The sequence below is a fragment of the Phenylobacterium sp. genome (genome assembly GCF_031412415.1).
Taxonomy (GTDB): Bacteria; Pseudomonadota; Alphaproteobacteria; order Caulobacterales; family Caulobacteraceae; genus Phenylobacterium.
In genome coordinates this window covers 1-10715 of sequence record NZ_JANOCX010000222.1, presented here as the reverse complement: position 1 = coordinate 10715, position 10715 = coordinate 1, and the positions used below count along the sequence as shown (strand labels likewise).

Annotated in this window: 10 protein-coding genes and 1 pseudogene; 8 read left to right on the top strand and 3 right to left on the bottom strand. The window is 68.1% G+C overall.

The features are described 5' to 3' along the window. Both RMO04_RS10970 and RMO04_RS10965 read left to right on the top strand, forming a co-directional pair. A pseudogene (locus RMO04_RS10970) lies at positions 1–242 on the top strand (hypothetical protein); the annotation flags it as partial. Next, entirely contained in the window at positions 239–1429 is a 1191-nt protein-coding gene (locus RMO04_RS10965) for a TIGR03862 family flavoprotein (RefSeq protein WP_309644825.1), read from the top strand. The pseudogene RMO04_RS10970 and the gene RMO04_RS10965, both read left to right, overlap by 4 nt. 2 nt (positions 1430–1431) lie before the next feature. Here RMO04_RS10965 and RMO04_RS10960 read toward each other — a convergent pair whose 3' ends face one another. Next, complete coding sequence (locus tag RMO04_RS10960) at positions 1432–2613, bottom strand: NAD(P)/FAD-dependent oxidoreductase (RefSeq protein ID WP_309644824.1); 1182 nt, start codon at positions 2611–2613, stop codon at positions 1432–1434. Positions 2614–2724: 111 nt separating this feature from the next. On the opposite strand from RMO04_RS10960, the gene RMO04_RS10955 reads away from it, so the two are divergent. Both RMO04_RS10955 and RMO04_RS10950 read left to right on the top strand, forming a co-directional pair. Next, entirely contained in the window at positions 2725–3402 is a 678-nt protein-coding gene (locus RMO04_RS10955) for a DsbA family protein (protein WP_309644823.1), read from the top strand. A 122-nt stretch (positions 3403–3524) separates the two neighbouring features. Further along, positions 3525–5816 (top strand): long-chain-fatty-acid--CoA ligase, encoded by a 2292-nt coding sequence (locus RMO04_RS10950; RefSeq protein WP_309644822.1) that lies wholly within the window; start codon positions 3525–3527, stop codon positions 5814–5816. On the opposite strand, the gene RMO04_RS10945 is transcribed toward RMO04_RS10950, so the two are convergent. After that, on the bottom strand, positions 5798–6697 hold the full coding sequence (locus RMO04_RS10945; protein ID WP_309644821.1) for an MBL fold metallo-hydrolase: 900 nt from the start codon (positions 6695–6697) through the stop codon (positions 5798–5800). The genes RMO04_RS10950 and RMO04_RS10945 overlap by 19 nt on opposite strands. A gap of 60 nt (positions 6698–6757) precedes the next feature. On the opposite strand from RMO04_RS10945, the gene RMO04_RS10940 reads away from it, so the two are divergent. Further along, entirely contained in the window at positions 6758–6919 is a 162-nt protein-coding gene (locus RMO04_RS10940) for a hypothetical protein (protein ID WP_309644820.1), read from the top strand. Here the strand turns inward: RMO04_RS10940 and RMO04_RS10935 are convergent. Continuing rightward, the gene (locus RMO04_RS10935) at positions 6916–7326 is read right to left on the bottom strand and encodes a TIGR01244 family sulfur transferase (RefSeq protein WP_309644819.1); all 411 of its coding nucleotides are present in this window, start codon (positions 7324–7326) and stop codon (positions 6916–6918) included. The genes RMO04_RS10940 and RMO04_RS10935 overlap by 4 nt on opposite strands. 108 nt (positions 7327–7434) lie before the next feature. Here RMO04_RS10935 and oppB point away from each other — a divergent pair, with 108 nt between their 5' ends. From oppB to RMO04_RS10920, 3 genes are all read left to right on the top strand, one after another. Further along, positions 7435–8358: an oligopeptide ABC transporter permease OppB gene (gene oppB / locus RMO04_RS10930; protein ID WP_309644818.1), complete on the top strand. Its 924-nt coding sequence runs from the start codon at positions 7435–7437 to the stop codon at positions 8356–8358. Further along, the gene (locus tag RMO04_RS10925; RefSeq protein WP_309644817.1) at positions 8355–9263 is read left to right on the top strand and encodes an ABC transporter permease subunit; all 909 of its coding nucleotides are present in this window, start codon (positions 8355–8357) and stop codon (positions 9261–9263) included. Before oppB ends, RMO04_RS10925 begins: the two co-directional genes overlap by 4 nt. 100 nt (positions 9264–9363) lie before the next feature. Beyond that, positions 9364–10599 carry an acyl-CoA dehydrogenase family protein gene (locus RMO04_RS10920; protein WP_309644816.1) on the top strand — a complete coding sequence of 412 codons (1236 nt, stop codon included), beginning with the start codon at positions 9364–9366 and terminating at the stop codon, positions 10597–10599. The last annotated feature ends 116 nt before the right edge of the window (positions 10600–10715 follow it).

Sequence of the window (10715 nt, the reverse complement as noted above, 5' to 3'; positions counted from 1 at the left end):
GGGTCGAAGCCGTGGCCGCTGAAGCTGGCGCTCCGTTCCACGGTGTGTGGCTGGAGGCCTCCGCCGAGGAGCTGGCGGCGCGGATCGAGGGACGCGACGGCGACGCCTCCGACGCGACGGTCGCCACGCTGCAGATGCAGCTCGACCGCGATGTCGGGCAGATCGACTGGGTTCGCGTCGACGCCTCCGGGCCGGCGCAGGACGCTGCGGAGGCCTGGTCCGCGGCGTACGCCACCCCATGACTGTAGCTACTGACGTTGAAATCATCGGCGGCGGTCCCGCCGGCCTCATGGCGGCCGAGGTGCTGAGCGCCGCTGGCCTGTCCGTAACCGTCCATGACCGGATGCCCAGCCTGGGACGGAAGTTCCTCATGGCCGGACGCGGCGGGCTCAACCTCACCCATTCCGAGGAGTTGTCGCCGTTCGTCGAGCGCTATGGCATGCGCGCTGAGACGCTTCGACCCTTGCTTGAAGCCTACCCGCCCCAGGCCTTGATCGATTGGGCCAAGGGCTTGGGTCAGGAGATTTTCGTGGGGTCCAGCGGCCGGGTGTTCCCCGAGGCGCTGAAGGCCTCGCCTCTGCTGCGCGCCTGGCTGACGCGGTTGGAGGGGCAGGGGGTCAAGTTCCGCCCACGCCACGAATGGACCGGATGGAACGCCGCCGGCGACCTGACCTTCAGCGACGGCGAGACCAGCCGACCCAGGGCCACGATCCTGGCGCTGGGCGGGGCGAGCTGGCCCAAACTTGGCTCTGACGGGGGCTGGACCAGGCTGCTGGAGGGCGTCGAGATCGCGCCCCTGCGCGCGGCCAATGTCGGCTTCCAGGCCGCTTGGAGCGACGTGTTCCGCCAGGAGTGCGCCGGAACGCCGCTCAAGGCGCTGGCGTTGAGGTTCGGCGAGCGAAACGTGCGCGGCGAGGTCATGCTGACGTCGGGCGGCGTGGAAGGCGGCGCGATCTACGCGCTATCGGCGGACCTGCGCGACGCCATCCAGGCCGACGGTTCGGCGACGCTGGAGATCGACCTGCGCCCCGACCTGCCGTCTCAGCGCCTGGCCACGCGGATCGCCGCGGCGGGACCTGGACAGTCCCTCACCAACGTCCTGCGCAAGGCGGGCCTCAACCCCGCCGAGATCGGTCTCCTGCGCGAGGCGGGCCATGTGCCCAAGGAACCGTCCAGCCTGGCGCGACGGATCAAGTCGGTCCCCCTGCGCCTGACCGCCCCGCAGTCCCTGGACCGGGCGATATCGACCGCCGGCGGCGTGACGTTCGAGGCGCTGGACGAGGCCCTGATGCTGCGTGCAAGACCGGGCGTGTTCGTGGCCGGCGAGATGCTGGACTGGGAGGCCCCCACCGGGGGCTACCTGCTGCAGGCCTGTTTCGCCACGGGCGTGGCGGCGGCCCGTGGGGCGATGGCGCGGCTGAAGAGCTAGCGCTACGCCGCCTGGCCAGCCACCCAGCCGGACGACCAGGCCCATTGGAAATTGTAGCCGCCCAGCCAGCCGGTGACGTCGACCACCTCGCCGATGAAAAAGAGGCCGGGGACCTCACGGGCGCCCAGGGTCTTGGAGTCCAGGTCGCGGGTGTCGACGCCGCCCAGGGTGACCTCGGCGGTGCGGTAGCCCTCCGACCCGACCGGCTTGATCCGCCAGGCGTTCACCGCCGCGTCCAGCCGCGCGACAGCCTTGTCGGACAGGTCGCCCACATTGCCGGTCGCGGCGGTTTCGTCGGCGATCATCTGGGCCAGGCGCCGGGGCAGGTGCTCGGCCAGGATCGTCACGACGGCCTGTTTGCCGCGAGCCGAGCGGGCGGACTTGAGAATCTGGGCCAGGTCGACGCCCGGCGCCATGTCGATGACGATCTCCTCGCCCTCGCGCCAGTAGGACGAAATCTGAAGGATGGCCGGGCCGCTGAGACCGCGATGGGTGAACAGCATGGCCTCGGCGAAGCGGGTCTTGCCGTGGGCGGCCACGGCGTCCAGAGCGACCCCGGCCAACGGCTTCAGGCGCTCCAGCATGCCCACCTCGAAGGTCAGGGGCACCAACGCCGGGCGGGTCTCCACCAGGCGCAGGCCGAACTGGCGCGCGATGTCGTAACCCCATCCGGTGGCGCCCATCTTGGGGATCGACTTGCCGCCGCTGGCGACCACCAGGCTTTCGCAGGCGACCTGGGTTCCGTCGCCCAGGGTGAGCCGGAAGCCGTCGTCGGTCTTGCCCACCTGCGCCACCGAGGTCCGCAGCCGCAGGACCGCGCCCGCCGCGCGCAGGGCGTCCAGCAGCATGGCGATGATCTCCCTGGCCGAACCGTCGCAGAACAACTGTCCCAGGGCCTTCTCGTGATAGGCGATTCCGCTGCGCTCGACCCAGGCCGTGAAGTCCTTCGGCGTGTAGCGGCGCAGGGCCGAGATCGCGAAGTGGGGGTTGGCCGATAGGAAGTTGGCCGGGCCGGCGTTGATGTTGGTGAAGTTGCAGCGGCCGCCGCCTGAGATCCGGATCTTCTCGCCTGCGGCGGCGGCATGGTCGATCACCAGGACACGGCGTCCGCGCCGGCCAGCCTCGATGGCGCACATCATGCCCGCCGCGCCAGCCCCGACCACCTCCACGTCGAAGGTTTCCAAGGTATCGTCTCTCCTGCCTGGGCCGGGTTTCGACAAGGTCGGGGGCGGCAAGTCAATCTATCCCGCCGCCCAGACCCTTGCGTGTGCGGGGCATCCGGGCGAACGGATCGCATGGCCGACGATGCGTCCCCCCCGATTACCCTGGTCGAGCGCCGGCCGAAGCTCACGCTCGCCCTGGTCGTAGGGCTGGCGCTCGCGGCCAGTTGGTGGTTCCAGGGCAAGCCGCCGCCGGCGCGCAAGCTGGAGCTGACCCCCGTGGTCGAAGCGGTGCTGAAGGACGACGGCGGTCCAAGCATCGGGCCGCGCGACGCCGACGTGATCGTGGTCGTGTTCACCGACTACCAGTGTTCGGTCTGCAAGCGGACCGACGCCGCGCTGGGACGCCTGGTGGCGAATGATCATCGGGTGCGCGTGATCTACAAGGACTGGCCGATCCTGGGCGAGGCTTCGACCCTGGCCGCGGAGGTGGCGCTGGCCGCCGATCGACAAGGCCGGTACGCCGCCGTCCATCAGCGCCTGATGGCCAGCCCCGCCAAGCTCGACGCCGCGCGGATCAAGGACATCGCTATCGCCGCGGGCGTCGATTGGCCCCGGCTGGAGGCCGACCGCGCCACGCATCGAGCTGCGATCAAGTCACGTCTCGCCGGAAACGCCGCCCAGGCCTGGTCGCTCGGATTGGAAGGCACTCCGGCCTACCTGGTGGGCCCGTTCCTCACCAAGGGAGGTCTGGAAGACCGAGATCTCGAACAGGCCGTCGCGGCCGCGCGCAAGGCGGGCCCGCCACGCTGAGCGACCGGCCTGGCGGCGGCGGACGCGCGACCTCGCCTCAAACGGGCGCCGCATTGCGGAAAGCCGCTGTGGAATCTAGCTTAACGCCAAGCCCAGAAGGGCTGGCGTCGGGAGGAGACCATATGCACGGGCTGATGCAGGACTGGCCGTTGACGGTCGACAAGATTCTCGACCACGCCAAGGCCTGGCATGGCGCCCGCGAAGTGGTCAGCCGCTCGGTTGAAGGGGCTATCGTCCGCACCACCTACGAACAGATCCACGCCCGCGCGCAGCGGGTGTCCAACGCCCTGCTGGCCCTGGGCGTGCAGCCCGGCGACCGGATCGCGACGCTCGCCTGGAACACCGGCCGCCACATCGAGGCCTGGTACGGGATCATGGGGATCGGCGCGATCTGCCACACGCTGAACCCGCGCCTGTTCGCCGAGCAGCTCTGCTACATCGTCAATCACGCCGAAGATAAGCTCATCTTCACCGACCTGACCTTCCTGCCGATGCTGCTGGAGCAGCGCGCCAAGATGCCGACCGTGAAGCACATCGTGGTGCTGACCGATCCCGATCACATGCCGACCGACTTCCCCGGCGCGCTCTGTTTCGAGACCCTGGTCGAGCAGGCCTCGCCCGATTGCGCCTGGGGCGGGTTCGACGAGAACACCGCCGCGGGCCTCTGCTACACCTCCGGCACGACCGGAAATCCGAAGGGCGTGCTGTACTCGCACCGCTCGAACTTCCTGCACACCCTGGTGACGATGGGATCGGATGTCCTGGGCATCAAGGCCACCGACACGGTGCTGCCGGTTGTGCCGATGTTCCACGCCAACGCCTGGGGCCTGGCCTTCTCGGCGCCCGCCGTTGGGGCCAAGCTGGTCATGCCGGGCCCGAAGCTGGACGGCGCCTCGGTGCATGAACTGCTGGAAACTGAGGGCGTCACCTATTCGGCCGCCGTCCCGACCGTCTGGCAGATGCTGCTGACCCACCTGCGGACCACCAACGGCAAGATCACCACCCTGAAGCGCGTCGTGATCGGCGGTTCGGCGGTGCCGGAGGCCATCGTGCGCGGCTTCCGCGACGAGTACGGCGTGGACGTGACCCACGCCTGGGGCATGACCGAGACCTCGCCGCTGGGCACCCAAGCGACGCCCAACCATCTGATCGCGGCCATGGACCCTGAGCGGCAGCTGCAGTTCAAGCTGAAACAGGGCCGCGCGCCGCTGGGCATCCAGCTCAAGCTTGTGGACGACGAGGACAAGGAGCTGCCGCGCGACGGCCACACCTTCGGTCGGCTGAAGGTCGCCGGACCCTTCGTGGTCGGAGAGTACTTCAAGGCCGAGGGCGGCAAGATCCTGGACGCCGAAGGCTATTTCGACACCGGCGACGTGGCCACCCTGGACGAGCATGGGTTCATGCAGATCACCGACCGGGCCAAGGATGTGATCAAGTCCGGCGGGGAGTGGATTTCGTCCATCGAGATCGAGAACATCGCCGCGGGCCATCCGAAGGCGGAGCTGGCCGCGGTGATCGGCGTGCTGCACCCGAAGTGGGATGAGCGCCCCCTGTTGCTGGTCAAGCTCATGCCGGGCGAGGCCTCGACGCCGAAGGAGTTCCTCGACTTCCTGGAGGGCAAGATCGCCAAGTGGTGGACACCCGACGACGTGGTGTTCGTCGATGACATCCCGCTGGGCGCCACCGGCAAGATCGACAAGAAGCTGATCCGCGAGCGGATGAAGGACTACGTGCTGCCCACCGCCGCGGCGGCGGCCGCCGCGCCCATGGCGCTGGCGGCGACGGCCGAGCCGAAGATCTACGCGCCGGAGCCCGAGTCACCGAACCTGGAAGCCGCGAGCCTCGACTGGACGCCGAACCCCGCCCAGCGGATCGAGCCCAAGCCCGAACCTCTGGTGGCCGCATTTCCGGCCACGTCTGAAACCAAGGCCGGGGAGGCCCCGGCGGACGCCGACGTCCCTTTTCCCGCTGAGCCGGCCATGAGCGCCGGCGCGGCCGCCGCTCTGCCGCCGGCCGAGGGCGCCATCGCCCAGCCCATGTTCGCCCCCGTCACGCCGGCGCGACGAGTCTCGCCAGGACGCGCGCGCTTCGCCGACCTCTATCTCAAGCTGGCGACCATCGTGGCGATCACGCCCGCGGCCATGGTGGGTGTCGCCTTCCTGGGCGTCCAGCTCAACCTGCTGGACCGGTTGGCCTTCGCGCGGCTGGCGTTGGACCTCGCGCCCCAGGTGGCGCTGATCAGCGTCGCCACGGGGATCGCGGGCCTGGCTGTGGCGCTGATGGCGGGTTTCAACCGCTTCTGGCTGCGCGGCCTGCTGGTGCTGGCGATCAGCGCCGCGACCCTGGGGGCCTATGCGGTGGCCCGCAGCGCCGGCGCCCAGACCCCGCCAGCGGTTCAGTCCGCCAGCCGGTAGTCGCTGTCGAGGCCAGCCTCGCCGTCTGTGGTCACCAGGCCGCGGCGGACCAGGTCCAGCATGTGCCCCAGGACCGAGCGCGAGGCCGCCGGCCACAGGCGCTTGTCCACGGCGGCGTAGAGCACCGGCACCATGTCCTTGATCCGCCCGTGGCCCTGGGCGACGGCGTCCAGCACCTGGGCCTCGCGCGCCCGGCGGTGGGCGATATAGGCCTCGACGAAGGGCGTGACCTCGGTGATCGGCGGGCCGTGGGTCGGCCACAGGACGGCGAATTCCCGCGCCTTCACCAGGTCCAGGCTGGCCATGTAGTCGGTCATGTCGCCGTCGGGCGGGGTGATGACGGTGGTTGACCAGCCCATGATGTGATCGCCGGAGAACAGGGCGTTCTCCTCGTGCAGGGCGAAGCAGATGTGATTGGAGGTGTGGCCGGGGGTGGCGATGGCTTCCAGCGTCCAGCCTGGCCCGGTCAGCACGGTCCCGCCGCCACACAGGCTGATGTCGGGGGCGAAGCCGAAGTCGGCGCCGGCCTCGGTCCTGATCGTCGATTCCTCGGCCAGCACCCCCACCGCGCAGCCATAGATCGGCGCGCCGGTCTTCTCCTGCAACGGCTTGGCCAGCGGGGAATGGTCGGAGTGGTGATGGGTGACTAGGATGTGGGTGACCCGCTCACCCGGCTCCAGAGCCGCCAGGATCGCGTCCAGATGCTCGGGCAGATCGGGGCCGGGGTCGATCACGGCCACCTCGCCGCGGCCGACGATATAGGTACCGGTGCCGAGGAAGGTGAAGGGGCCGGGATTGTTGGCCACCACACGGCGGATCAGCGGCGAGACCTGATCGCAGGCGCCGTAGTCGAAGGTGATGTCGCGGACATAGGGGATCATCGGTCAGCTCCGGCGCCGGTCTTGCCTTAACCCCTGGGTAACCAGTCCCACGAGGGTGTCATGGCGGCGGACGCGGCGATATTTGTTTCAAAACGGCTTCAGCGCGCGGCCTTCGCCCTGTTGTGTATCCTTGCGGCCCAGATGGTGCTGGTCGTGGCGAGCTGCGAGCCCGACGAATTCGCCATGAACCCGACCCGGGTCCAGGTGACGCTGCCCCGCTAGCGCGGAAAAGCGCCGGACAGATCGTAACCGGCCTCGTTTCCCAGCTCGATCAGCTGCTGACGGGTTCGGGCGTCGGCGTTGAATTCGCCCAGGGACCAGGTGACGATCGAGCGCGTGCCCGATCGGCAGAAGGCCAGCACGGGACCGGCCGCCGACTCGACCGCGAAGTGATTGGCCTCCACCTGCTCGGGCGTTGGTCCGCCGCGCACCGGGATGTGGATGTAGTCCAGCCCCGCAGCCCGGGCCGCGGCCTCGACCTGGGCGCTGGTCGGCTGGGCTGAGTCCTCGCCGTCAGGCCGGTTGTTGATCACCAGCCTGAACCCCTGCGCGGCCGCCGCGGCCAAGTCCTCCAGGCCGATTTGCGGGCTGACGGAGAGGTGATCTGTAACGCGTCGGAAATCGGTCATTTTCGCTACCAAGCTTCGGGGGAAAGGCCCTTCGTTGACATCATCGGGGGCCAGTGGAAGTTTCGCAACGCCCGGCCGTCGAAAGGCCTAATCTCGAGCCCCTGCCAAATGTTGCGTTTCATAGGCCGCCGCCTGCTCGTGGCCATCCCGACGCTGTTCCTCGTCGTCACCGTGGCCTTCTTCATGATGCGCGCGGCGCCGGGCAGACCCTTTGACAAGGACCGCAAGCTCTCGCCCGAGATCGAGGCCAATGTCATGGCCAAGTACGGCATGGATAAACCGCTGTCCGAGCAATACTTCAACTATATCAAGGATGTGGCGCGCGGCGACTTCGGTCCTTCACTGAAGTACAAGGACAAGAGCGTCCTGCAGATCCTGCAGGAGAACTACAAGGTCAGCCTGATCCTGGGCCTGTCGGCCATCAGTATCGCCGGCGTCCTGGGGGTGACCCTTGGGGTGCTGGCGGCCCTTCGGCAGAACGGAATGATCGACTACGGGGTCATGGCCATCGCCATCGTCGGCGTCTGCATCCCGACCTTCGTCACCGCGCCGCTGCTGGTGCTGCTGTTCGGGTCCAAGCTGCAGATTCTACCTTCGGGCGGTTGGAACGGCGGCGCTTTGGCCAATCTGATCTTGCCGATCACGGTGCTGGCCCTGCCCCAGATCGCCATCATCTCGCGCCTGACCCGGGCCGGGATGATCGAAGTGTTGCATTCCAACTATGTGCGGACGGCCCGCGCCAAGGGCCTGCCCGAGCACCGCATCGTCATGAAGCACGCCCTGCGCGCGGCGATCCTGCCCCTGGTCAGCTATCTGGGTCCGGCCTGCGCGGGTCTGCTCACCGGGTCGCTGGTGGTGGAGAAGATCTTCAACCTGCCGGGCCTGGGCAAGTTCTTCGTCATCTCGGCCCTGCAGCGCGACTACACCGTGGTTATGGGCATGGTGATCTTCTACGCCGCCCTGATCCTGGTGCTGAACCTGATCGCCGATCTCCTGTACGCCATGCTCGATCCGCGGGTGCGCCTGTCATGACCGGCCCGATCCTGGCGCCCGGCTCGCGGGCCGGCGCTGAGCTGATGGAAAAGGCGGTCAAGGGCCGCAGCCTTTGGGACGACGCGCGGCGGCGTCTGCTGCGCAACGGCGCGGCGGTCACCGGCATCGTCGTGCTGCTGGTGCTGGTGGCGATCGCGCTGCTGGGCCCGCTGTTCACGCCGTTCAGCTACGACCAGATCAACAAGAACGACGTCTGGGCTCCGCCGCTCACCGCCGGACATCTTCTGGGCGCCGACTCGCTGGGCCGCGACCTGCTGGCGCGGCTGCTGATGGGTCTTCGGGTGTCGCTGGCCATCGGCCTGGTGGCGACCCTGGTCTCGCTGGTCATCGGCATCGTCTGGGGCGCGGTGGCGGGCTTCGTCGGCGGGGCGCTGGACGAGCTGATGATGCGGGTCGTCGATGTCCTTTATTCGCTGCCCTTCATCTTCTTCGTGATCCTGCTGATGGTGACGTTCGGCTCGAACATCATCCTGATCTTCGTCGCCATCGGGGCGGTGGAATGGCTCACCATGAGCCGCATCGTACGCGGCCAAACCCTAGGGCTGAAGCACAAGGAGTTCGTGGAGGCCGCCCGCGCCGCGGGCCTCACCCAGGGCGCGATCATCGCCAAGCACATCGTGCCCAACCTGCTGGGTCCGGTGGTGGTCTATGTGACCCTGACCATCCCCGCCGTGATCCTGGCCGAGAGTTTTCTGTCGTTCCTGGGCCTGGGGGTCCAGCCGCCGATGGCCTCGCTGGGCACGCTGATCGCCGGCGGCGCGCAGGACATGGAGCTGGCGCCCTGGCTGCTGATCTTCCCGTCCCTGACCATGGTCCTGACCCTGATGAGCTTCAACTTCATCGGCGACGGCCTGCGCGACGCGATCGATCCGAAGGACCGCTAGCAAACCGGAAATTCGAACAATTGTTCGTTTCGACTTGCCTCTCGCCCCGGAAAGGTCCGACCTTGCGAGCAATCAAAAAGCACGCAGCGGAGGACGCCCCATGGCCATCGATTTCGACATCCCCGAAGACGCCAAGGCGATCCGCCTGAAGGTCCGCCAATGGGTCGAGGACGAATGCATCCCCGCCGAGAAGAGGCTGAAGGATAAGGCGAGCTTCAAGACCGTGCTGGACGAGCTACGGGTCAAGGCGCGAGCCGCCGGCCTTTGGCTTCCCTTCATCCCCAAGGAGTATGGCGGCATGGGCCTGGGCCCGCTGGCCAACGCCCTGGTGCAGATGGAGCTGGGACGCAGTCACCTGGGCGCGCTGTCGATGAACAGCCAGGGCCCGGACGACGCCACGATGTTGACCCTGCTGGCGCACGGCACCGAGTACCAGAAGGAGAAGTTCCTCAAGCCGCTCCTGGCTGGCGAAAAACGCGTCTGTTACTCGATGACCGAGAAGGCCGCCGGCGCCGACGCCACGGGCATGCGCACCACCGCGGTCAAGGACGGCAACGAGAACTATATCCTCAACGGCGAGAAGTGGTTCTCATCGGCCGCCAGCGCCGCCGACATGGCCCTGGTCATGGCCCGCACCGATCCCGACGCCCCCCGTCACCAGCAGTTCTCCACCTTCATCGTCGAGTTGCCGAACCCCGGCTACAACATCAAGCGCGACATCAAGACCATGGCCGTGGAGGGCGAGCTCAGCCACATCATGGGCGGCGGCCACTCCGAGATCGAGATCAAGGATCTGGTGGTCCCGGCCGAGAACCTGCTGGGCGGGGAGGGGCAGGGCTTCAACATGGGCCAGCATCGCCTGGCCTATGGGCGACTACGCCACGGCATGCACAATGTGGCGATGGCCCAGCGGGCGCTGGACATGGCCGCGGCCCACGTCACCAAGCGCGAGACCTTCGGCAAGCCGCTGCACGAGCGCCAGGGCGTCCAGTTCATGTTGGCCGAGTGCGCCAGTGAACTCTACATGGCCCGGCTGATGCTGCTGCATATCGCCTACAAGGCGGAGAAGGGCATGGACCTCCGCCAGGAGAACTCCATCGCCAAGGTCTTCCTGGCGCACATGGTCCACAAGGTGGTGGACACCGCCATCCAGCTGCACGGCGCGCTGGGCTATAGCCAAGATACGCCGCTGGCGAGCTGGTACACCCACATCCGCAGCCAGCGCCTCGTCGACGGGCCGGACGAGGTCCACAAGTGGACGGTCGGCCGCAACGTGATCAAGGCCTACCAGCAGCATGGCACGACGGCCTCGGCGGCCGGGGGTGACCTCATCTAGGACGGAGCCGGGGGGGCGCCCGGGGGGGGTGGCCCGGCCCCCCACCTAACCCCACGGGCGCGCACGCGGCGGGGGCCCGGGGGGGTAAGGGAGTTAGAGACCCAAGCGGGCGTGGG

Bases quoted from the DNA above. Each gene is read 5' to 3' on its own strand.
- RMO04_RS10965 (WP_309644825.1), top strand. From the start codon at position 239: ATGACTGTAGCTACTGACGTTGAAATCATCGGCGGCGGTCCCGCCGGC.
- RMO04_RS10955 (WP_309644823.1), top strand. From the start codon at position 2,725: ATGGCCGACGATGCGTCCCCCCCGATTACCCTGGTCGAGCGCCGGCCG.
- RMO04_RS10950 (WP_309644822.1), top strand. From the start codon at position 3,525: ATGCACGGGCTGATGCAGGACTGGCCGTTGACGGTCGACAAGATTCTC.
- RMO04_RS10945 (WP_309644821.1), bottom strand. From the start codon at position 6,697: ATGATCCCCTATGTCCGCGACATCACCTTCGACTACGGCGCCTGCGAT.
- RMO04_RS10940 (WP_309644820.1), top strand. From the start codon at position 6,758: ATGGCGGCGGACGCGGCGATATTTGTTTCAAAACGGCTTCAGCGCGCG.
- RMO04_RS10935 (WP_309644819.1), bottom strand. From the start codon at position 7,326: ATGACCGATTTCCGACGCGTTACAGATCACCTCTCCGTCAGCCCGCAA.
- oppB (WP_309644818.1), top strand. From the start codon at position 7,435: ATGTTGCGTTTCATAGGCCGCCGCCTGCTCGTGGCCATCCCGACGCTG.
- RMO04_RS10925 (WP_309644817.1), top strand. From the start codon at position 8,355: ATGACCGGCCCGATCCTGGCGCCCGGCTCGCGGGCCGGCGCTGAGCTG.
- RMO04_RS10920 (WP_309644816.1), top strand. From the start codon at position 9,364: ATGGCCATCGATTTCGACATCCCCGAAGACGCCAAGGCGATCCGCCTG.